The organism is Halopseudomonas salina (assembly GCF_014637955.1).
GTDB lineage: Bacteria > Pseudomonadota > Gammaproteobacteria > Pseudomonadales > Pseudomonadaceae > Halopseudomonas > Halopseudomonas salina.
Map to the genome: position 1 here is coordinate 289,388 of NZ_BMFF01000003.1, position 22,689 is coordinate 312,076.

Genomic DNA, 22,689 nt, shown 5'->3' on the forward strand with positions numbered 1-22,689 from the left:
TTACCATGCCCGACAGATTGCAGCTGACCACACTGCAAGGCCGTGAATTCCAGCAGGATCAACATAACCTGATTCACATGCTCAGGCATCTGGCTGCACTCGACGAGTTGTGCCGCAGCCTGGGAGTGAGTCGGATCAGCGGGTTTGTCGATATCAGCCTGCTTGAACTGGAAGATGCGGCCAATCTGATGGCGCGAGAAACGCCGGGGGAAATTGAAGCCGACTCCGAGACGGGTATGGTTCTGGCGATAGAAGACCTTGTCTGGCATTCTGCAGCCCTCGGCATGGCGAGTCTGGAAGCGGCCATTCATCACCTGGAACGTGGTACGAGTAGTGCGGTGGATCAGATTGACGTTCCAGGTCTACTGGCTGATTTGCGCTTGTGCCAGAAGCGACTTGAACCACTTGAAGCACAAGGTGGTCAATTTCATCTGTCGGTCCGGAACGAATAAGGCCTTCGGCCATCAAAAAGAACATCAAGGTGGTGCTGCAGAGTCCTGAGCGTGGACGTTTCTTGAAATACAACTAACACCTTTTCAGGATCGTTACAGCCTATCCTGCACTCAACAAAATGAAGATTACCCGGGTGTCTGAATGACCGATCTGATTCGCATTGTCTATATAAGCCGCGCCACTTTTCCCATATCCAAAGCCAATGACGGAATCGAACCCACGGTAGCGCGAATACTGTCAACTTCGCGCACAAACAATCGCAAGAACGGGCTGGTCGGCATGTTGTACTATGGCGATGGCTGCTTCTTTCAGTGTCTGGAGGGTGAAACCTCCAAGGTGCAGGCTCTTTACAAGACTCTGCTCAAGGACCCTCGCCATAAGGATCTGAAAGTGCTTGCCAGCGAGCCGATCAAGCGGCTCTCCTTCCCTGACTGGTCGATGAAGTATGTCCCCGTCGATGAGCACATGCTCAAGCTACTGGAAGAGCACGGCTTCGATACTTTTGACCCCTATCGCTTCGATCACCACCTGGTCGAACGCGTGATGCAGTTGCTGCAAGGTGTACCCGACCCAACCATCCCGGTGGTCGAGGCCCGCGCCTCTGCGCCTGCGCGTACCGTATTGGCAATGACGGACCCGCACCCCGATTCTCCGCCACCGGTGCCAGATAAAACCGCCAAGCTCAGCCTTGTGATCAGTATCGTTGCGCTGGTCATCAGTGGGTGCGCATTGCTGATTGCCCTCGGCCTGGTCTGATCCACGACGATTTCATATCATTGGCCAGGGTGAATACCTTACCTTGCTGAATATCCTAACCCATAGCCCCTATGCATGGTCGGCTCTTCGGGCAGTGAATGCAGCGGCGCGGCAAAGCGATGTTTGCGATAGTAGCGGGTGAAACTTCCCTTCGCAGCCACGGAGCGCCCATGTGCCCAACTGAACACCAGATGCTCGATGTAAACGGTATCCGCCTGAGTTTGCATACCGCAGGTCCGCAGGATGGCCGCCCCGTCTGGCTACTGCACGGATTTCCAGAGTGCTGGTATTCCTGGCGTCATCAGATCGAAGCGTTGGCAGCCATGGGTTATCACGTACATGTACCTGAAATGCGCGGCTACGGTGAAACCAGTGCCCCTAACGATCCTGGCGCTTACGACCTGATAACCCTATGCGCTGATATTCAGGCAGCCATGCAGGTATTGGGGCATGAGCAGGTCGCCATGATCGGTCACGACTGGGGCGCACCTGTTGCATGGCACCTGGCGCTACTGGAACCCAAGCGGGTCAAGGTTGTCTGCGGCATGTCGGTACCCTTTGGCGGTCGCCCCAAGAGACCGGCCATCGAGGTAATGCGCGAGCTTTACCAGGACCGCTTCCATTACATGCTGTACTTCCAGAAACCTGGCCTGGCAGAGGCGGAGATGGCCGAGGATATACCTCGAACCATGCGCGTCATGATGCATGGCATGTCCGGTACCGCCGGCGGCAGTACCCTGGTGCAGGACAAGCCGGCCGACGCCCGCTGGCTGGATGACCGGATCGATCCTGGAAGCCCGCCCGCCTGGTGCCCGCCAGAGGCGTTCGAGGTCTATGTGAAAACCTTCCAGCAAAGCGGTTTCCACGGTCCGGTCAGTTGGTATCGCAACTTCGAGCGCAACTGGGAACGTACCGCCGGGCTCGCCGGCCAGAAGATACTGCAGCCGGCACTCTTTCTGATTGGGGATCAGGACCCTGTGGGGGAGCTAGAGGCCTATACAATCAAGAAGATGCCGGCTGTGGTGCCGCTGGTGGAGCAACACGTGCTGGATGATTGTGGCCACTGGATTCAGGGTGAAAAGCCACAGCAGGTCAATGAACTGCTACTCGCCTTCCTGCATCAGCATTATTGAAAAAAAGAACGCAACAGGAGCATCGTCAATGGCATTTCCCGATCTAGCCGGCAAACGAATCTTGCTGACCCAGGCAGATGTATTCATGGGCCCGGTGCTGAAGCAGACACTCATCCAGTGTGGTGCCGATGTCATTTCCAGCACCACCACCCTGGTGGAGCCCCATGCCGCAGACGAACTGATTGCGCAAAGCGGGGAGCTGGATGTACTGCTGATCAATCTCGGCGTACCGGCACCCTCCACCCCCGCTGAAAAAGTCGACGATGCCGAATGGCGATTGATGTTCGAGCGCATGGTCGATCCCCTGCAACGCCTGGTTCGCGCCGTATTGCCGGGCATGATCGAGCGTCAGCGCGGCAAGGTCCTGCTTATGGGCAGCGCTTCGGCACTGCGCGGCATGAAGCGGGCGTCCAGCTACAGTGCCGCACGGGGTGCGCAACTGGCTTACGTGCGCGCAGTCGGGGTGGAAGTGGCGAAGCACAACATTCAGGTCAATGCGATTGCCCAGAACTTTGTCGATAACCCAACCTACTTCCCGCAGGAAATCCAGGACAACCCCGCTTTTCAGGAGCGGGTAAAACGGGAGGTCCCCCTGGGTCGTCTGGTTACTGCGGATGAGGATGCACAGTTCGCTGCGTATCTCTGCAGCGATGCGGCAAACTGTTTCGTCGGTCAGGTATTTCCCGTTTGCGGCGGTTGGGCTGACTGAAATCCGGTATCCGGTCACAGCTTGTCAAACAAAGGGGCTGCGCTACAGGAAAGTTGTCATGTGACTCTGATATGGTTTTGACAAATAAGAACCAAGAAGGGAATCCACCATGTCGGCTACTACCCTGCGTCTGGCTTGCCTGACCTCCGCTCTGGCTCTGGCCTTTCCAACCACGCTACTGGCCCAGCAAAGCGGTTCACCCCTGGCTGAAGCGATAGCGGCGGCAGGAAATTATCCCGGATACCAGAACCGGATAAGCTCTGCTGAACTGCAAAACCTTCTCGATGCGGCAGCTCGATCGGATCTGGCCCTGCGCACTGCCGCAACCCCGATGATAAACCGCAGCCGTGAGGCCGGCCTGTCGGTCTACGTGGAAACGCTCGGCATGGTCAGCACTACCCAGTCAGCGCTGCTCGAGCAGATGCTGCAAAGCCGATACGGCGCATCCTCCGTTACCTCTGTCGCATCTGCCGACGCCAGTAACAACGGCGGCATCAGTACCGGCTGGCTGTTGGGTGGTGCGGCAGTAGCGGGTATAGCCGCAGCAGCAGGTGGTGGTGGTGGTGGTGGCGGTGGAAATAGCGCGCCTGTCGAGGATCCGATTGTCGATGAAACTCCCGGCCTGCCCACATCACCCGTTTCGCCTACCCCACCGCCGACCGAGGAGCCCGCCCCCGAGCCCACCGACCCTGACCCAACCCCGGAGTACGGGCCCGAGCCAGGACCGGAGAACCCCGCCGACAAGCTGCTGCCCCTGTCCAACGAGCACGCACTTACCAACGGCTATAATCTGACTTACGGCCACATCGCCCACGAGCGTGGCTTTACCGGCGCCGGTAGCCGGATCGCGATAATCGACAGCGGCGTGCGCAGTACGCACATCGAATTGAACGGTCAGATAGCGGGTCACTATAACGTGCTGACCAACGAGACCTCGGCCCAGGCCGGCAGCGACAGCGGTGACCACGGTACTCACGTGGCCGGCATCCTGGCCGCACGCCGCAACAACACCGGGACTGTTGGCTACGCCTACGGGGCGCAGTTGCTGAACGTGCGCTTCACCAATGACGCCGACGAAATCACTGCCTCTGACCAGCAATTGGCTACCGGCTTTGCCTGGGCGCGCAACAACGGTGCCCGCTGGTTCAACAACAGTTGGGGCATCGATGTCACCGTAGCCGACGCCGGGCGGGCCACCATCGAGAGCGCATTTCCGGCACTCCTTGCCGAATGGCAGACCGGCGTTGCTGATCAGCGCGTGTATGTCTGGGCAACCGGCAATGAGGATTTGGATCAGCCCCTGGTATTTGCAGCACTTCCCTCCTTGTATCCCGAGCTGCAAAACCACTGGATCGCCGTTGCCAGCGTGGATTCGAATACCGGGGTTCTCTCATCGTTTTCCAACGCCTGCGGAGACGCGGCGCAGTGGTGCCTGGTAGCGCCGGGTACCGACATTGTCTCGAGTATCAATCTGGGCGACGACCGCTATGGAAGGTTCTCTGGCACCTCGATGGCAACCCCTGCGGTGACGGGTGCACTGGCTGTAGTCAGCCAGGCATTCCCGACCCTGTCCAGCGATCAGGTTGTGCAGCGGCTCTTCTACACTGCCAACAAGGAAGGTCGATACGCGGACACAAGCCTCTATGGCCAGGGCTTGCTTGACTTGGAACTGGCTACTCGGCCAGTGGGCACGCTGACTGTGGTCAGCGCAAACGGCAAGGCCTTACCGGTGGCTGGCTCCGCGCTGGTGTTGGGTGCCCCCTTCGGCAGTGCCAACCCCTTGGCCGGCCTGCAGGTGATGACTACCGACCAGTTGAGTGCGGGTTTTGCGATAGACCTGGGTCAGATGCTGACGCCACGGGACTTTCGGTATGACAGTGGCCGGGGCTTCACCAGACTGAGTCGTAGCCAGGCGACGGAAATCCGCGACCAGCAGCGCTTTACCCGGTTTTCCGCAGAGGGCCGGGAAGACAGTCTGGTAATGACCCTTAGCCAGGGCAACGGTCAATCCCTTTCGATTGGTCAGGTGGACAGTATGGATATGCTCGATGACCGGGCCTCCCTGTCCGGATTGAGCCAACTTGATACCGGGATGGCCTCGCCATTCTGGTTGCAACAGCAGGGAGAGCAGGCTCTGGCCATGCGCCAACGGATACCTCTCGGGTACGCCAGCCTTGAAATCACCAGTGCGGCCAGCGCCCTGCGTCACGGCATGTCTATCGGATTGAGTAGCACCACCAGCACCTATGCGGCGACCCTCGAAGCGGGCTATCTGCGGGGTCGTGATGGCCTGTTCGACAGCCGCGGGCGCGGGGCACTGGATCTGTCCAGCTCCAGTCAGACCTTGTATGCCGGTGTGCGGGGCCATATGCGCCTGGGCGCATTGGCGATCGAGCATGCGGGCTATATGGGCCAGACGCAAGTGGATGGCGCGGGGCTGTTCGGTGACCTGGGCCGAGTGCTCAGCAGCAGCTGGCTAGTGTCAGGTGTCTATAACCGCGGCAGCGAAGACCTGGGGCTGGTGTTCCAGCAGCCCCTGCGAGTTGAATCTGCCGATACCCGCGTCAACGTCGCCACCGGCTACAACGGCAACCTGTTCGACATGCAGTCGTTGACTCTGAATCTCGCGCCTGACGGACGTCAGATGAATCTCGAGGCATTCTGGCGCAAGCGTCTGCCGGGCAACAGGGACGTCAAGCTGTCCTGGCTGGGCATCCGAGAGCCTGGACATCAGGCGGACGCGCCACCCATGCAGGTTCTCATGGGCCAATGGCAGCAACGTTTTTGAGTGGTGGGCAGGCCTCTGCGAGGCCTGCCATTGATTTACCGCGGAGCCTTATTCGGCTGTCAGGTAGGAGGAGCGGGTCAGACCCAGGCGCAGGGCATCGACAAAACGTGCACGCTCGACCGAGGTAAGCTTTGCGCCGGCAACCTTGTCGCGATACCGGGTAACCAGCTCATCGGGCTCGAAATGCACGTAGCGCAACATGTCCTCGATGGTGTCGTGGGTTTCGATGCCGCCATGCACCACCTTGCCATCGCTGCGCAGGTAGACGTTGACTGAATCGGTATCGCCGAACAGGTTGTGCATGTCACCGAGAATTTCCTGGTAGGCGCCGACCATGAATATCCCCAGCAGATAGTCCTCGCCTTCGCGCAGCTCATGAACCGGCAGACTGTTCTCGATGCTTTGCTCGTCCACATAGTGGCGGATCTTGCCGTCGGAATCGCAGGTAAGATCCTGCAGCACCGCTCGGCGCATGGGCTCCTCGTTCAGACGATTGATCGGCATGATTGGCAACACCTGATCGATTGCCCAAGTATCAGGCAGACTCTGGAACACCGAGAAGTTGCAGATGTACTTGTCGGCCATCTTGTCGTTCAACTCATCGAGTACTTGCCGGTGCGAGCGCTGGCGTGCCTTGAGTAGTGTATGCAGGCGCGAGCAAAGAGCGAAGTAGCACTGCTCGGCAAGGGCCTTCTGGGACAGGTTGAGCTTGCCCTCTGCATACTGGGCCGCCACATCGCTCATGTAGTGGGTAGCGCGCCAATAGGTTTCGGTAACCATCTCGATGTCATTGTGATCGAGCAGCCCGACAAGATTGCGTACAACCTGCGGCAAGCTCTCTAGATCGTCGATCGGCGGCACAGTGTCATTGTGCCTTTCGACGTCGGTCACCTGAACCACCAGCACCGCATGGTGGGCCGTCATTGCCCGTCCGCTCTCGGAGAAGATGTGCGGATGGGGCAGATCCTGCGCTTCACAGAAATCCTTCAGCATGCTGACGATGGTGTGTGCGTACTCGCCAACGTCATAGTTGATCGAGCTGGCATTACGCGAATGCGTGCCATCGTAATCGACGCCAAGTCCACCGCCCACGTCGATATGATCTACTGGCAGGCCGAGGGACCGCAGCTCCCCGAAGTAACGTATCGCCTCACGGAACCCGTGCTGGTAATCAGCCAGGTTGGCAATCTGCGAGCCCATGTGAAAGTGCAGCAGACGTACCCCTTCCTGCAAACCGGCATCACGGAACTGCTCGACCACGCGCAGGAGTTGGGCCGCGGACAGACCAAACTTGGATTTTTCGCCACCAGTATCCGCCCACTTGCTTGAAGCCAGCGAGGATAGCCGCACACGCAAACCCACCTGCGGCGTCACGCCCAACCTTTCGGCTTCGTCGATGACCAGACGAACCTCGGACTCTTTTTCGATAACAATGAATACGTTATGCCCAAGCTTTTGCCCGATCAGTGCGAGGTTGATGAACTCGCGATCCTTGTAGCCGTTGCAGACGATGGTGCCGCCCTTGGGCGCCAATGCCAGCACAGCCATCAGCTCCGGCTTCGAACCAGCCTCCAGTCCGATGGAGACGTTCTCGGTAGCGATGATATTTTCCACCACCGCCTCCTGCTGATTGACCTTGATCGGATACAGCGCGGTGTAGCCACTGCGGTAATCAAGCTCTGCAATACTGCGATCAAATGCGCCGGTCAGTTGACGGACCCGGTCCTGCAGAATATCCGGAAAACGCACCAGCAACGGCAAGTCCAATCCGCTCTCGCGTAGTTGCGCTACCAGTTCATGCAGGTCGATAGGACGGCCATCTGCGCCGCGGGGCATCACATCAACGTGACCCTGTTCATTGATATTGAAATAGCCGGCACCCCAGTGACGGATTCCGAAAACGCTGCGGCTGTCTGCAACCGTCCAGTCTGATGCGTCTTCCTTGCGCGAACGTCGCTGTGACACCATCTGTTCCACCTCCTGAATGGGGCCGCATGGGCACCCTGAAATCTGAAAAACAGGCTACAGGATAAAGCAAAACGGGCAATCTCGCGCGCTCGCACAGCGCGATGGCAACCTATTTACCATATCGATGGAGCCCCGCGCCCTCTGGCCTGAATACTCTTCAACCGCTAATGTGCCTGACATCTATTGAGCCCGCAGGGCCTAGCAATCAAGGAGCATTATCATGCAGCAATATTTCAGCCTGGCTGGTCGCACCGCACTAGTGACCGGCGGCAGCCGTGGAATCGGCAAGATGATCGCCAGGGGGTTTCTGGAGGCTGGCGCCCGCGTCATTATCTGCAGCCGCAAGCTGGACGAATGCGAGGCGACAGCCAAGGAGCTGGGCCAGTACGGTGAGTGCCTGGCACTGAGCGCCGACCTATCCTCCGAGGAGGGCGCGCGTCAGCTGTATACCGATTTGCAGGCGCACTGCCAGCAACTGGATATCCTGGTCAATAACGCGGGGACCAGTTGGGGTGCGCCCCTGGAGGAATTTCCAGTCAAAGGCTGGGAGAAGGTCATGCAACTGAACGTGACCTCGGTATTCAGCTGCATCCAGCAGTTGCTGCCGCTGCTGCGCAAAGCCGGTTCGGGCACGAGCCCGGCCCGGGTGATCAACATCGGATCTGTTGCCGGCATCAGTGCCTTCGGCGAACAGGCCTATTCCTACGGGCCAAGCAAGGCAGCGGTGCATCAGTTGTCGCGCATGCTCGCCAAGGAGCTGGTCGGCGAACACATCAATGTCAACGTTATTGCGCCGGGACGTTTCCCGAGCAAGATGACCAGCCACATCCAGAGTGATCCAGCGGCATTGGCCGAGGACTGCAAGTTTATCCCCATGAAGCGCTGGGGACGTGAGGAGGAGATGGCTGCCCTGGCTATCATGCTGGCCAGCACCGCAGGAGCCTACATGACCGGCAATATCATCCCCATTGATGGGGGCTTTACACTCTAGAGCTGTATCGGCAGCGGTGCGCAATGTGCCGCTGTCATGACCGCTTAGCGTTCCGAGCTGAACACTGCCACATTCTTGCCCTTGGCTTTGGCCCGGTACAGCGCCCTGTCCGCGCACTCGAGAACCTCATCGGTTGTCGCTCCATCTTCTGGCCAGAAGGCTCCACCGATACTGCAATATACGCGAGCCTCACCCGCTTCCAATGCTACGGGCAGGCTGACCGCCTTGAGGGTGCGATCAGCGAGTTGACGAGCAATACGCTGGATATCACCGGAACCCGGCACCAGCACAATGACGAACTCGTCCCCTCCCAACCGCACCAGCAAATCGCCGTCTCTCACCTTGGACTGCAGACGCTCGGCCACAACCGCCAACAACTCATCACCTGCCGCATGCCCCATTTCGTCGTTAACCCGTTTGAATCCATCCAGATCAAGGAACAATAGAGCCAAGGGTAGCGTGGGATCGTGACTAAGCAAAAAGCGCTCGAATGCGGCCCGGTTGGCCAGGCCGGTGAGGCTGTCAGTCAGCGCCAGTTCGGACATCTCGTCCAGCCGGTTCTCCTGGTGACCCAATGCCTCTACCAGGTGCCGGATAGAAGCGCCCAGGATCTCGATCTCGCGCGCTCCCCTGATGACCGGAATTTCTGCATGCTCTCTTGCACTCAGGCGATCTGCAGCCCGAGCGATGCGTTTGAGTGGAGCGGTCAGATAGCCACTCATCAACCAGCCTGCGATAGCAAAAACCAGCGCCAGAAGCGACCCCGCAAAAAATATGAACGTCTGCGCATTTTCGGCTGGTTGATCGGCAACGGCCAAGGGCTGGCGGGCCACCACGACCCAACCCAGACCGGCATAATCCCCATGACCATCGGCAAACGCCACACCTGTCAGGTACTTCGCCTCCCCCGGCCATTCGACGACCTGCCACAGACCGGCTGACTTGCTGCCCGAAACCGGTAGAAAATCCTCAACCTGCTTGCCAACCCAGTCTTTGGGCCCAAGCAAGACAGCGCCGTCAGAGGCAAGTACGAAAAACTCCGCTTCACGGCGCTCTTGAGTCGCACGCAGCAGCGATCGGCTGATTTCCCCCGCCCAGGACCAGGAAAGATGCGCAGCCAGCACACCCAGCAACCGACCTTCGTCGTCGCGCATTGGCCAACTGATATCGACGAACTTCATTGTCTCACCGGACGGATTGGGTAACAGGCTCTGCAACAGAAGCGCCTCGTGGACATCACCAATGAACAACCCGTCCAATGCCTCGCGGTAAACCGGGCGGTGGGCAATATTGATGCCCTCTAGAATTCGGTCACTACCGACAGAGACAGTGCCCTGTGCATCCAGCAGACCTATCCAGGCCAGAGCAGGCATCTTCGCGCTAAGCTGATCGAGCAAACGGATCTGCTCCTGCCGTGCGTCCGGTTCACGCAACGCATCTAGCTGGGCAAGTACTTCGAGTATGGAAGCCCGCGCTGCCATATCACGGTCCAGCCGATCCCCCATCTGATAGGCCAGCTCCACCAGCTCACGACCTGACTCCTCGCGCAGTCGCTGGGACAGGTCAACGTTGATAAAGGTACCCAGCAACCAGCTCAGCAGGACCACGATCAACGCGATCAACGCAGCGAGACGGGTTCGAAGGCTGGTACTGCGGGCCATCATGGAATCCTTCATTTGGCCTTTGAATTTATCGAATTATACCTGCGCGAGGGGGTCAAATACGACCGTGAGCACCCGGTTTACCCGCTCACAACGACCCCGGAAGAACCGGCTGCAGCCCTTGACTCATGCCGCCATGCATACAAATATGACGAATCTATTTAACAGCTATAAATATTATATGAGCAAGGAACCTGCCCTGTACGTGCCTTTAACAGCGGGTTGAGATAATTTTTCATATATGTTTATCATGTATAAAGTATTTACACGTAAATATTGGACACCCATGACGCAGACACCCGTAACACTTAGAAAACCAGAGGCCACAGACGGCTTTGCCCTGAACGAATTAGTGGAGCGCTGTAAGCCGCTGGACACCAATTCGGTTTACTGCAACCTGCTGCAGTGCAGCGATTTTCGCGATACCGCCATCGCCGCACTCACCGACGAGGGAGATCTGGTCGGATTCATTTCCGGCTATCGTCCCCCGGCCCGGTCCAACACGCTTTTTGTCTGGCAGGTTGCTGTAGATAGCCGCATGCGTGGCCAGGGCCTGGCGCTCAAGATGCTTATGACGCTGGTCAAGCGCGTCGCAGCCGAAGGTGTTGACCATATTGAAACCACTATTTCACCCGGCAACGAAGGATCCGAAGCGCTGTTCAAGAAAGCCTTCCGTGAACTCGGTGCCGAGTACGAAACCAGTGTTCTCTTTTCCAGCGCAACGCATTTCAACGGTCACCATGACGATGAAGTGCTCTACCGCGCAGGACCTTTTGCAATAACGACTGCCTAAGAATTTGATATCAGGAGATACCATGAGCAACTTCGAACAATTCGAAAAACATGAGTCCGGCATCCGCAGCTATTGCCGTTCCTTCCCCGTCCTGTTCAAACAGGCGCGCGGCGCGGAACTGATCACCAGCGAAGGCAAGCACTATATTGACTTTCTAGCCGGCGCCGGCACGCTGAATTACGGCCACAACCACCCGGTTCTGAAAAAGGCCCTGATTGACTATATTTCCGACGACGGCATCACCCACGGTCTGGACATGTATTCAGGTGCCAAGGAGACCTTCCTCGAGGCGTTTCATCGGATCATTCTCGAGCCGCGCGGTTTCGGTGACTACGTGACCCAGTTCAGCGGCCCTACCGGTACCAACTCGGTAGAAGCCGCGCTGAAGCTCGCCCGCAAGGTAACTGGCCGTAATAACGTCATCAGCTTCACCAATGGCTTCCACGGCGTTACCGTTGGCGCACTGGCCGTGACCGGCAACCAGCATCACCGTGGTGCCGCAGGCGTCCCGCTGACCGACGTCAGCCGCATGCCCTATGCCAACTACTTCGGTGAAGGCGTGAACACCATCTCGATGATGGACAAACTGTTGAGCGACCCCAGCAGCGGCATCGACAAGCCCGCTGCCGTTATTGTGGAAGTGGTCCAGGGTGAAGGCGGTCTGAATACCGCATCAGCCGAATGGATGCGCAAACTGCAGAAGCTATGCAAGAAGCACGGCATGCTGCTGATTGCCGATGACATCCAGGCTGGCTGTGGCCGTACTGGTACTTTCTTCAGCTTTGAGGGCATGGGCATTCAGCCAGACATTATTACCCTGTCCAAATCGCTGAGCGGCTACGGTCTGCCCTTTGCGGTTGTGGTAATGCGTCGGGAGCTGGACCAGTGGGAACCGGGCGAGCACAACGGTACCTTTAGAGGCAACAACCTGGCCTTCGTCACCGCAGCTGCCGCCATGGAGCACTTCTGGACCACTGACGAGTTCGCCAAGAGCGTCCAGGCCAAGGGCAAAATGGTCAAGGAACGGATGCAGAAGATCGTCCGCAAGCACGGCCCCGATTCCTTGTTCGTCAAGGGTCGCGGCATGATGGTCGGCATCAGCTGCCCCAACGGTGAGATTGCATCAGCAATCTGCCGCGAAGCATTCCAGCATGGCCTGGTAATTGAAACGAGCGGCAATCACAGCCAGGTAGTCAAGTGCCTCGCCCCGCTAGTTATCACCGAACAACAGATCGACCAAGCCATGACGATTCTCGAAGCAGCATTTGCGAAAGTCATGAACGAAGACACTGCCGAACAGGCATCTTGAGGAGAACGGAATATGATCGTACGTACACTGAAGGATTGCGAAGCCTCGGATCGCCGGGTCAAGTCGGATAACTGGGAAAGCACCCGCATGTTGTTGAAAGACGACAATATGGGCTTTTCCTTTCACATCACTACCATCTATGCCGGTACCACGACGCACATCTGGTACAAGAACCACCTTGAGTCGGTGTACTGCATGAGTGGTGACGGCGAGATCGAAACTATCTCGGATGGCAAGGTCTACAAGATCGAGCCAGGCGTGCTCTACATTCTCGACAAGAACGATGAGCACTGGCTGCGTGGCGGCAAGACCGACATGAAAATGGCCTGCGTATTCAATCCGCCTTTGAGCGGCAAGGAAGTGCACGACAAGGATGGCGTCTATCCGGTTGATGATAGCGTTTCTGGCTGATTGCCCGCCGCCGGCAAAGGCGCACCGACTATGCGTCTGCGCCGGCAGCGACGGCTGAAGCCGTTGGTAAGAAGTCACCCGCACCCGCGAGGGATGCGAGCAACATTCACCAACGCAAAATGAGAATTATGCATACAGTAGAAAAAATCGGCGGCACCTCGATGAGCCGCTTTGATGAAGTACTCGACACCCTTTTCATTGGCGACCGCAAGAAAAGCGAGCTGTATAATCGCGTCTTTGTGGTTTCCGCTTACGGTGGCATGACCAACTTGCTGCTGGAACACAAAAAATCCGGTGAGCCCGGCGTCTACGAGCGTTTTGCCGACGCACAGAACGAAGATGCCTGGCTGGACGCGCTTGATGCGGTACTGGTCAGCATGCAGGCCAAGAACGCCGAACTGTTCAGCGGTGAATATGAGCGTCAGGCAGCTGATCGCTTTATTGAAGGCCGCATAGGTGACGTTCGTGACTGCATGCTCAGCCTGCAGCAACTGTGCACCTATGGCCACTTTCAGCTCACCGAGCATCTGATGAAGGTGCGCGAGATGCTGGCTTCACTGGGCGAAGCACACAGTGCTTTCAATACAGTCCTGGCCCTGAAGAAGTATGGCGTCAACGCCCGCCTGGTCGACCTCACGGGCTGGAACCAGGCAGAACCCAAACCGTTTCTGGAAATGATCAAGGACAGCTTTGCCGGGATCGACCTGAGCAAGGAGCTGGTGGTAGCCACAGGCTATACCCACTGCAGTGAAGGTCAGATGAATACTTTCGACCGCGGCTACAGTGAAATCACTTTCGCCCAGATTGCTGCCACAACCAGCGCTCGCGAAGCGGTGATCCACAAGGAATATCACCTTTCCAGTGCCGATCCGAACCTGGTTGGGTTGGACAATGTGGTCACCATAGGCCGCACCAATTATGACGTAGCCGATCAGTTGTCCAATCTCGGCATGGAAGCAATCCATCCCAAGGCGGCACGTACATTGCGTCGCGCGGGCATACAGCTACGCATCAAGAATGCCTTCGAGCCGGATCATGCGGGCACCTTGATCAGCCAGGATTATTGCAGCGAAAAGCCCTGCGTAGAGATTATCGCCGGTCGCAAGGACGTCTTTGGTCTTGAGGTATTCGACCAGGAAATGCTGGGCGATGTGGCCTATGACATCGAGATAACCAAGCTACTCAAACAGCTCAAGCTGTATGTAGTTAACAAGGATTCCGATGCCAACAGCATCACCTACTACGCGTCCGGTTCCCGGAAGATGATCAATCGCGCTGCACGCCTGATCGAAGAGAAGTACCCCATGGCGGAAGTGCACGTGCATAATATTGCCATCGTCTCCGCGATCGGCTCGGACCTGAAGGTAAAAGGTATTCTGGCCAAGACGGTCGCTGCGCTGGCCGCAGCCGATATCAGCATTCAGGCAATCCACCAGTCGATCCGCCAGGTGGAAATGCAGTGTATTATCAATGAAGATGATTACGACGCTGCAGTGGCTGCCTTGCACCGCGCGCTCATCGAGCCCGAAAACCACGGCGATGTAATAGCTATCGCATGAAATGTCGCGTGAAACAGTCGCATGAAATGTCGCGTGAAATAGCCGCCTGAGCAATACGGCAAGCGACCCAGAGAAAGCTGCAAGCACACCTTGCAGCTTTTTTTATGGCTGATCCCTAGCCCCTGCCAGGCCCCGCCCCTAGAATGGCGGTTTACAATACAAAGAACGGGAATTCCATTTTGATCGAAGCTGTCTGGATCGCCTTTGCCTTCATCCTCGGTCTGATCATGCGTCAGGTGGGACTACCACCCCTGATTGGCTACCTTGCGGCAGGTTTTGCGCTGGCAGCTTTCGGCGATACCTTCGGCGTTGGCCCCCAGGACAGTTATATTCTGGCCCACATTGCCCATCTGGGCGTTCTGCTGCTGCTCTTTACCGTCGGCCTGAAGCTCAAGCTCAAGAACCTGGTACGCCCAGAGGTGATCGGCGGCAGCCTGATCCATTTCGTGTTATCAACGGTCATTTTTCTGCCCGGCATTCTGGTGCTGCTGGACATCAGTATGCGCGAATCGATTCTGCTGGCCGTCGCACTGTCATTCTCCAGTACCGTACTTGCCGCCAAGGTATTGGAGAGCAAGCGCGAGTTGCGGGCCTTTCACGGCCGCGTGGCTATAGGCGTGCTGATCATGCAGGACCTGATCGCCCTGTTGGTCATCAGTATCGCCAGCGGCACTTCCCCCTCCGCCTGGGCGCTTCTGGTATTTGCGATACCACTGCTCAAACCCCTGCTCTATCGTTTGCTGGATATGTGTGGTCACGAAGAGCTGCTGGTGCTGCTGGGCCTGTTCCTTGCGCTGGTTATTGGTGGCGTGGGTTTTGAATCTGTCGGGTTGAGTTCGGAGCTGGGCGCCCTGGCTTTTGGTGCCATGCTGGCCAACCACAAACGTGCCGGCGAGTTGTCGCAATCACTGTGGAGTCTGAAAGAAGTATTCCTGGTCGGTTTCTTTTTGCAAATCGGTATAGGCGGGCTGCCCGACGCGGATGCCATTATCTTTGCCCTGGTGATGGCCGTGGTGCTGCCGCTCAAGGGCGTATTGTTCTTTTTCCTGTTTCTGCTCTTCAAGCTGCGTGCGCGCAGCGCCTTTCTCAGCAGCGTGAGCCTGACCAACTACAGCGAGTTTGGCCTGATTGTTGCCAGCGTGGTCCTACCCGAATGGTTGATTCCTCTGGCGATAACCGTATCGCTGTCGTTCATTTTTTCCGCCCCCATCAATCGATTTGCGCACCCGCTTTACGAGCGTCTGGCCAATCGCTTGATCCCATTCGAGCGGGACATCCGACATCCTGACGAACAGCCACTATCGCTGGGTGACGCTGAAATCCTGATCATGGGCCAGGGCCGGACCGGCCGCGCGGCATACGATAGCCTCGCAACCAAGGGCTACCGGGTAGTAGGCCTGGATTCTGACCCGGTAGCCATAGAAGCAAGCATTGCTGCCGGACGGCAGGCGCTTTTTGCCGATGCCGAGGACCAGGTGTTCTGGCAAAGCTTGCAGATGCCCCAGGTGCATTCTGTGGTGTTGGCAATGAACGACGCCGAAGCCAAGACCATCGCGGTGCAGAAGCTGCGCAGCCGTGGTTTCAAAGGCCTGATCGTTTCCCACGCCATGTACGAAGACATTGCCGAGCGCATTCTGGAAGCGGGGGCAGACCTGGCCTACCTGACGATGAGCGAAGCAGGCAACGGCCTGGCCGAGCAGGTGAATCGCGCCATCATCAGCCGTCAGCCAGCGCCGCAAGACCAACAAAACTAATTACTGGAAAGCAGAAAGGCCTTCACCTGCTGCGCCGCTGTAACCGAGTGCTCCTGCATGAAACAGTGGCCGCCCGGGGTCGCACGTGAAGTCACCCGGGCGTTGCTTGCAGCCAGCTTGCGAGCGGACTGGAGAACGAACGGATAGGTGTTTTCACCGTGAATCAGCAGGGTATCGGTGCGGATGCGTTTCAGCGCTGGCCAGAGGCGCTCAGGCATGCTCTCGAACACCTCGGCCTCGCGGGAGGGCCGGCATTTCAATTCGACGCCAAGCTCGTCATGGTCTTTCAATGCGTGATCGATGTGGGCGCGAAAAGCAGCCTCCTCCCAGCCCCTGAAAATGCCACGACCATGCAGTGCGGCGTAGGCCGCCTCGCGGTCCGGCCAATGGTGACGGCGGGCTCGCGCGCTATCGGCCATGGGATTGCGGCGCATGCCAAGCAGGCTCAGGCTGGTACGCAGCCCGATCAGGGACACAGGAAACAGGACCGGATCAAGCAGGACCGCACGGCGGAACACATCAGGATGACCCGCCAGAATCAGGCTGGTCAGAACACCGCCGAAGCTGTGTCCGCACGCGTAAGCCTCTACCGCACCAAAGCGCTCACGGCCGGCTGAGAATGCCTCGAGAGCGAGCTCGGCATTCCGATTCCAGCCCAGAAAACGCCCTCCATGGTCGCTTTCCCCGTGGCCTTGCAGATCGCATAACCACAGATCGAAATCCGCGGCCAGGTGCTCGAGCATCAGCTCATAGCTGCGAGTGCAGAAGCCGTTGCCATGCAGGAAGTGCAACAGGGGCTTGCCGGAGGGCGGCGAATGCCAGCCTCTCAGAGTAAAACCGGCGCGGGTATTGTGACTCCAGGGTAGCAACTGCATCGGGGGCGGCTCTTTTGTTTAAAGCGGCATTCTAGAGGGCCAGCGCCCGGATGTCAGCGATTTGTGGACTCAGACAGGCCCAGCCCGGCCCCCACACCAGTCTCATGACTGGCGCAATCGCCTGGCTTACTTCAGCCAGTCCAGCGTCAACAGCAGGCGGCGTTCGCCCTGCCGCACGCCTGGTGAACGATGAATCAGGCCCCGACCCGTATTACCCTGCCAGCGCTCCCCCTTGAGCAACGCCACCTCCCCGACTCCCAGGGCCTGGCCGTGTACATGCCGAGCGTAGCGATCTATACCCGGGCCGCCCAGATGCTCGCGCGGCAACTGCCCTTCGGCCAACCACTCCGATCCCGGCCCTGCGTAGGAAGTCACCAGCCGCACCGGCACATGATCGACATGCCAGCGCGGGCACATGGCCTGCTCAAGGGAGCGCAGGCGCAAGCCGATAATCTGCGCGTCCACCAGACAGGCGAAAGCGTCCACCAGATGGGCCACATCGGCAACAAAGTCGGCATAGCCCTCAAGATGACTCATGGCCCCTGCCAGGCGCGGCATGCGCACAGCACAATTACCCGAGTCATCGGTAATGACATCCAGGGTGTGGGATTCGGCCAACTGGCCACCACACTGCAGCAGAGCGTCGGAAAAGCGCTCCACTGATGTCGCCAGCGGTCGTTGCCATACCGCCAGATTGATCTCGTCGCGGAAGATCTCGAGCAGCGTATCCATGGAGCCTGCCTGGACCCAGGCGGGTACCGTCATCTGATCTGCCGCATGCATCAGGCGGCCTGCTCTTCGGACCAGGGACCGAAGGGGTCGGTCAATGCCGTCCAGGCACCCTGCCCCATGGCCATTTCCTCCTCAGTCAGCAAGCAGGCATCGAGGTCCTGGCGCAAGCGAGCGAAGTCGATGTGCTGGCCGATGAACACCAGTTCCTGGCGGCAATCACCCACCTCGGCATCCCAGTTGGCCATGATTGTCTCGACCTCCTGCTCCTGCGTTGGCCAGTGCGCCCGGGGAACCGAACGCCACCAGCGGCCCGCATAGCTGTAGCGCATCAAACCACCCGCTTGGGACCAGCTACCGGCTTCGGACGGCCGACTGGCCAGCCAGAAATAGCCCTTGGAACGCAGCAGCCTGCCGTTTTCCCAGGTGCGAGCGAGGAAGGCATGGAAGCGTTCGGGGTGAAATGGCTTGCGCGCCTGGTAGGTGCCGGAGGCGATGCCGTATTCCTCGGTTTCGGGAACATGCTCGCCACGCATTTCCTTGAGCCAGCCCGGGGCCATGGCCGCTCGCTCGAAGCTGAAGCGCCCGGTATTGAGTACCTTGTCCAACGGCACCTGGCCCATGACCATCGGAATTATCTCGGCCTCGCTGTTCAGTCCACGCAAAATGGCCTGCAGCTCCTCACGGGCAGTAAGGGATATCAGGTCGACCTTGCTGAGCAGGATGACATCGGCAAACTCCACCTGCTCGATCAACAGATCGGTGATCGAGCGCTCATCCTCTTCACCCAACGTCTCGCCGCGACTGGCCAGAGTCTCGGCAGCCTGGAAATCGTTGAGAAAGTTGACCCCATCGACCACGGTTATCATGGTGTCCAGCCGCGCCAGGTCGGAGAGACTGCGCCCCTGCTCGTCCCGGAAGGTGAAGGTCTCAGCTACCGGCAGCGGCTCGGAGATACCCGTGGATTCGATCAGCAGATAATCGAAGCGTCCCTCGCCAGCGAGCCTGGCGACTTCCTCCAGCAGGTCCTCGCGCAGGGTGCAACAGATGCAGCCGTTGCTCATCTCGATCAGTTTTTCCTCGGCACGGTTGAGCGTCACATCACGCTGGACCTCACTCCCGTCGATATTGATCTCGCTCATATCATTGACGATAACGGCCACCCGCAAGTTCTCCCGATTACGCAGAATCTGGTTGAGTAGCGTGCTCTTGCCTGCCCCAAGAAATCCTGACAATACGCTGACAGGCAATAACGAATCACTGTGCTGCATCAGACATACTCCGACTATGACAACATTGTTTAATATTGATATAACATAACATTATTCCTCAGGCAGATAGAAGGCGTTCAGGCAAATAAAACAGCAGGTCTCTCTGCGCCGAGACCTCCAACTGCTAGAATGCCGATAAATACAAACACAACTGCCACGGCCTCACATGAATCCCGATCTCGGTTTGACGTACCAATTGCAAGCACTGGCCTCCAATCAACCTGTGGAATTTCTGCAGATCCGGTTCAGTGAAATCGACTTTGTCAGCCATGAGCTCTGCACAACGCTATTCGATGTGCCCTGGGGAGAGGAGGGTGAAGCCCATGCGCTGTCCCTGGACTTCGATCAGGAAATTCTTCTGGAGCTGTTGAGCCGTCTGAGTCCCGAAGCCCAACAGGCCTTTCTGGAGGAAGTGAATGGGCAAATGCCACCCTTTCACGTCAGCCTCCCCGAGCCGGTGATGGTTGAACGCGTGTGGTGTGAGTTGGGTGAAGAGCAGGAAGTGGAAGGGGAAAACTTCATCCCCTTCGTTATTCAGCGCCTGGAGTGATTAGCGCAGTATGTAATCAACACTGGTTACCACTCGCACCCGCTTGGTCTCGGGCGTGAAAGGATCTACGTCCTCGATCGAGAAGTAGCCCTGGGATGCACGCCGGATGCTTCCTACGCTGGCCTCGGCATCACGTGCAAACTGATCTGCCGCGGCGCGCGCATCGCGCGTGGCATCGGCAATCATTTCCGGCTTTATCGACTCCAGCTTGGTAAATACGAAACTGGGCTGAAACTCGTAGCTCTGGGTCAGGGCAACACCCGATTTCACCAGTTCGCCAACCGACTGCATACCCGACTTGACCCGCTCCACATCTTCAGTGCGGACCAGCACTGTCGCGTCTGCTCTGTAACGCTCCGCCGGCAGCGCAGAGCCATAAACATTAGCGTGCTGGTCGGTGATCTTGGGCATGGATAACTGGATATCATCCTCAGCAAACCCCTTGAGCAGCAGGAATGACCTGATCAGGCTCTGCTGCGCCTCGATGTCGTTCTGGAGTTGGTCCAGGCCATTACCAAGCACGGAGAAATTGATCGGCCACAGCGCCAGATCGGCCTTTACAGTGCGTTCGGCCAACCCTTTTACACTCACCACGCGGTCAGCATCACGGAACTGCAGCATGCCACTCTTGATATTGACCGCCATGAATGCCAACGCCAGTGCGATAAACGCGCCTGCCAGCATCTGCCATATTGCGCCGGATCTGCCTGTCATTGCCTTAACTCCTGTTTTGAATAGCGCGCCACTGTGAGCGGTATGTATACGCTGCAGCTTCCCTTGGCAGCAACGGCTTATTCATCCTTTCGCAGGTCTTCGGGGATGTCCGGATTGGGCATTGGCCCTGGCCGTTTGCCTTGACCCGCCCGATATTGGCGCAGCTGGAATACATAAGCCAGGACCTGCGCCACCGCGAGATAAAGCCCGGCGGGAATCTGCTGATCCAGCTCCGTGCTGTAAAACACCGCCCGCGCCAGCGGCGGGGACTCGAGCACCACGACATTGTGCTCGGTTGCCACCTCGCGAATACGCTGGGCCACGAAGTCGGCCCCCTTGGCTACCAGAACAGGCGCGCCCGCATTCAGCGGATCATATTTCAAAGCTACGGCAAAGTGGGTCGGGTTGGTTATGACCACATCTGCCTGGGGTACCTCGCCCATCATCCGCCGCTCAGCCATCTCGCGCTGCAGTTGGCGAATACGCCCCTTCACCTCTGGCTTGCCTTCGGAGTCCTTGAATTCGTCGCGCACTTCCTGCTTGGTCATTTTCAACTTCTGCTTGTTGTCCCAGAGTTGAAACGGAATATCCACCACCGCAATCAGAATCAGAGAGCACGCCAGAAAAAACAATGCCGTACCCAGAATCCACAGGCTGTGACCAATCGCATCGGGCAGAGGCTCACTGTCGAGTTCGAGCATGTCGTTCTGAAAAAAGGCAAGCACCAGCAGCGCCATCGCTAGCACTACCAGAAACTTCGCAAGGGCCTTGAGCAGCTCTACCAAAGCCTTCAGTGAGAACATCCGCTTGAGACCCGCCAGCGGATTCATCCTGCTGAATTTGGGCGCCAGGGATTTGCCACTGAACAACCAGCCGCCCAGCATGATCGGTCCCACGATAGATGCGACAAACAGAATGAAGAACAGCGGCGCAAGTATCATCAGCCCCATGTTTACCGACTCGAGCAGATGTAAGCCCATGCTGTCAGTAGCAAAGAGTGCATCGCGCTCCAGGGAAAAGTTATAGGTCATCAGATCAATCAGCAGGCGGAACATGGCGGGACCAAACATGATCAGACCCACCGCCGAGCACATGACTACCGCGAGGGTATTGAGCTCCTTGGAGCGGGCAATCTGGCCCTTGTCACGGGACTCCTTGAGGCGTTTCTCCGTGGGGTCTTCGGTTTTTTCCTGACCGCTATCCGATTCTTGCGACATCAGCTAGCCCTCACCAGCTCACGCAACCAGATCAGTGTGTCGGAGACCACGATCTGGTAATGCTCTCCCACGCTGCCTATCAGAACCCAGAGTATGAATATCCCGAAGACCAAGGTGAGCGGAAAACCGATCGAGAAAATGTTCAATTGCGGCGCGGCCCTCATCATCACGCCAAAGGACAGATTGACGATCAACAGCGCGGTAATAGCCGGCAGGCCAATCAGCAATGCTGCTGCCATGACCCAGGAAAAACGCAGCACAACTGCCTGGAAATCCGAGACCAGAAAGAACTCACCCAGGGGTAAGGTGGTGAAGCTCTCGACCAGGACCTCGATCACTACCAGGTGACCATTGACAGCCAGAAACAGCAAGGTAGTCAGCATGGTAAATACCTGGGCAACCACCGCGACCGAAATCCCCATGGTCGGATCGTTCATCGAGGCAAAGCCCAGACCCATCTGCATGGCAACGATCTGACCAGCAAGCACATGGACCTGGAACAGCAACTGCAGAACGAAGCCCATGGTGGCCCCAATGAGTATCTGTTCGGCAATAATCGCCCAGGTGTTCAGACTCAATGGATCCAGGGACGGCGGGGTCGGAATATGCGGAGCGACAAGAAAGGTCACTGCCACGGCGAGAAACAGACGAATGCGCGCCGGCACCAGTTGCGTCCCGATCACCGGCATGGTCATCATCACACTGGCAATACGAAAAAACACCCACATGTAGCTGGATACCCAACGGCTGATATCCCCACCGGAGAGCTCGATCATCAGCCGATCAGGCCTGGTATGCTGCGATACAGGCTGTCGGTGTACTCGATCAACTGCGTCACGATCCAGGGCCCGAGCACAATCAGGGTGAGAAAGGTCAGCAGCAAACGGGGCAGAAAGCTCAGTGTCTGCTCGTTGATCTGGGTCGCGGCCTGGAACATCGCAACCACCAGACCCACAAGCAGGCTTGGCACCACAATAATGGCCACCAGCACAGTGGTCAGCCAGAGTGCCTGACGAAACAGCTCCACAGCAACTTCGGGTGTCATTGT

The 22,689-nt window shown here is 57.8% G+C and carries 21 protein-coding genes; 12 read left to right on the forward strand and 9 right to left on the reverse strand.

Going from position 1 to position 22,689, the window contains the following annotated elements; genetic code table 11:
- Positions 1-5 precede the first annotated feature (5 nt).
- The 5 genes from IEV54_RS08715 (at position 6) to IEV54_RS08735 (ending at position 5,839) form a co-directional block, all read left to right on the forward strand.
- Positions 6-452 carry a hypothetical protein gene (locus tag IEV54_RS08715; protein ID WP_150278474.1) on the forward strand — a complete coding sequence of 149 codons (447 nt, stop codon included), beginning with the start codon at positions 6-8 and terminating at the stop codon, positions 450-452.
- A 142-nt stretch (positions 453-594) separates the two neighbouring features.
- Positions 595-1,209 (forward strand): BLUF domain-containing protein, encoded by a 615-nt coding sequence (locus IEV54_RS08720; RefSeq protein WP_150278473.1) that lies wholly within the window; start codon positions 595-597, stop codon positions 1,207-1,209.
- 170 nt (positions 1,210-1,379) lie between these two features.
- A complete protein-coding gene (locus IEV54_RS08725; RefSeq protein ID WP_150278472.1) occupies positions 1,380-2,342 on the forward strand; it encodes an alpha/beta fold hydrolase in 963 nt (320 codons plus the stop codon).
- A 28-nt stretch (positions 2,343-2,370) separates the two neighbouring features.
- Entirely contained in the window at positions 2,371-3,051 is a 681-nt protein-coding gene (locus IEV54_RS08730; protein WP_150278471.1) for an SDR family oxidoreductase, read from the forward strand.
- A gap of 109 nt (positions 3,052-3,160) precedes the next feature.
- Positions 3,161-5,839 (forward strand): S8 family peptidase, encoded by a 2,679-nt coding sequence (locus tag IEV54_RS08735; RefSeq protein ID WP_150278470.1) that lies wholly within the window; start codon positions 3,161-3,163, stop codon positions 5,837-5,839.
- Positions 5,840-5,887: 48 nt separating this feature from the next.
- Here the strand turns inward: IEV54_RS08735 and speA are convergent, their stop codons facing one another.
- Positions 5,888-7,804 (reverse strand): arginine decarboxylase, encoded by a 1,917-nt coding sequence (gene speA / locus IEV54_RS08740; protein WP_150278529.1) that lies wholly within the window; start codon positions 7,802-7,804, stop codon positions 5,888-5,890.
- Positions 7,805-8,027: 223 nt separating this feature from the next.
- On the opposite strand from speA, the gene IEV54_RS08745 reads away from it, so the two are divergent.
- Positions 8,028-8,798 (forward strand): SDR family oxidoreductase, encoded by a 771-nt coding sequence (locus IEV54_RS08745; RefSeq protein WP_150278469.1) that lies wholly within the window; start codon positions 8,028-8,030, stop codon positions 8,796-8,798.
- A gap of 44 nt (positions 8,799-8,842) precedes the next feature.
- On the opposite strand, the gene IEV54_RS08750 is transcribed toward IEV54_RS08745, so the two are convergent.
- Positions 8,843-10,459 carry a sensor domain-containing diguanylate cyclase gene (locus IEV54_RS08750; protein ID WP_150278468.1) on the reverse strand — a complete coding sequence of 539 codons (1,617 nt, stop codon included), beginning with the start codon at positions 10,457-10,459 and terminating at the stop codon, positions 8,843-8,845.
- A 286-nt stretch (positions 10,460-10,745) separates the two neighbouring features.
- Here IEV54_RS08750 and ectA point away from each other — a divergent pair, with 286 nt between their 5' ends.
- The 5 genes from ectA (at position 10,746) to IEV54_RS08775 (ending at position 16,285) form a co-directional block, all read left to right on the forward strand.
- On the forward strand, positions 10,746-11,252 hold the full coding sequence (gene ectA, locus IEV54_RS08755; protein WP_150278467.1) for a diaminobutyrate acetyltransferase: 507 nt from the start codon (positions 10,746-10,748) through the stop codon (positions 11,250-11,252).
- 22 nt (positions 11,253-11,274) lie between these two features.
- Positions 11,275-12,561, forward strand: a complete 1,287-nt coding sequence (ectB, locus tag IEV54_RS08760; RefSeq protein ID WP_150278466.1) for a diaminobutyrate--2-oxoglutarate transaminase — start codon at positions 11,275-11,277, stop codon at positions 12,559-12,561.
- Between the two features lie 12 nt (positions 12,562-12,573).
- Entirely contained in the window at positions 12,574-12,972 is a 399-nt protein-coding gene (locus tag IEV54_RS08765) for an ectoine synthase (RefSeq protein WP_150278465.1), read from the forward strand.
- 128 nt (positions 12,973-13,100) lie between these two features.
- On the forward strand, positions 13,101-14,531 hold the full coding sequence (locus IEV54_RS08770; RefSeq protein WP_150278464.1) for an aspartate kinase: 1,431 nt from the start codon (positions 13,101-13,103) through the stop codon (positions 14,529-14,531).
- Between the two features lie 179 nt (positions 14,532-14,710).
- A complete protein-coding gene (locus tag IEV54_RS08775) occupies positions 14,711-16,285 on the forward strand; it encodes a cation:proton antiporter domain-containing protein (RefSeq protein WP_150278463.1) in 1,575 nt (524 codons plus the stop codon).
- Here the strand turns inward: IEV54_RS08775 and IEV54_RS08780 are convergent.
- The 3 genes from IEV54_RS08780 to zigA all read right to left on the reverse strand — a co-directional run bounded on the left by IEV54_RS08780 (position 16,282) and on the right by zigA (position 19,160).
- A complete protein-coding gene (locus IEV54_RS08780) occupies positions 16,282-17,160 on the reverse strand; it encodes an alpha/beta fold hydrolase (protein WP_150278462.1) in 879 nt (292 codons plus the stop codon). The two genes, IEV54_RS08775 and IEV54_RS08780, sit on opposite strands and share 4 nt — an antisense overlap.
- Positions 17,161-17,286: 126 nt before the next feature.
- Positions 17,287-17,943 (reverse strand): DUF1826 domain-containing protein, encoded by a 657-nt coding sequence (locus tag IEV54_RS08785; protein ID WP_150278461.1) that lies wholly within the window; start codon positions 17,941-17,943, stop codon positions 17,287-17,289.
- Positions 17,943-19,160, reverse strand: a complete 1,218-nt coding sequence (gene zigA, locus IEV54_RS08790; RefSeq protein ID WP_150278460.1) for a zinc metallochaperone GTPase ZigA — start codon at positions 19,158-19,160, stop codon at positions 17,943-17,945. Before zigA ends, IEV54_RS08785 begins: the two co-directional genes overlap by 1 nt.
- Positions 19,161-19,326: 166 nt before the next feature.
- On the opposite strand from zigA, the gene IEV54_RS08795 reads away from it, so the two are divergent.
- The gene (locus IEV54_RS08795; RefSeq protein WP_150278459.1) at positions 19,327-19,710 is read left to right on the forward strand and encodes a hypothetical protein; all 384 of its coding nucleotides are present in this window, start codon (positions 19,327-19,329) and stop codon (positions 19,708-19,710) included.
- Here IEV54_RS08795 and IEV54_RS08800 read toward each other — a convergent pair whose 3' ends face one another.
- The 4 genes from IEV54_RS08800 to fliQ form a co-directional block, all read right to left on the reverse strand.
- Positions 19,711-20,424, reverse strand: coding sequence for an SIMPL domain-containing protein (locus tag IEV54_RS08800; protein WP_150278458.1), 714 nt, complete (start codon positions 20,422-20,424; stop codon positions 19,711-19,713). It lies immediately after the preceding gene.
- 77 nt (positions 20,425-20,501) lie between these two features.
- Positions 20,502-21,641: a flagellar biosynthesis protein FlhB gene (gene flhB, locus IEV54_RS08805; protein ID WP_150278457.1), complete on the reverse strand. Its 1,140-nt coding sequence runs from the start codon at positions 21,639-21,641 to the stop codon at positions 20,502-20,504.
- Complete coding sequence (gene fliR / locus IEV54_RS08810; protein WP_150278456.1) at positions 21,641-22,417, reverse strand: flagellar biosynthetic protein FliR; 777 nt, start codon at positions 22,415-22,417, stop codon at positions 21,641-21,643. Before fliR ends, flhB begins: the two co-directional genes overlap by 1 nt.
- Positions 22,417-22,686: a flagellar biosynthesis protein FliQ gene (gene fliQ, locus IEV54_RS08815; protein WP_150278455.1), complete on the reverse strand. Its 270-nt coding sequence runs from the start codon at positions 22,684-22,686 to the stop codon at positions 22,417-22,419. The genes fliR and fliQ overlap by 1 nt, the downstream gene beginning before the upstream one ends.
- Positions 22,687-22,689: the final 3 nt, after the last annotated feature.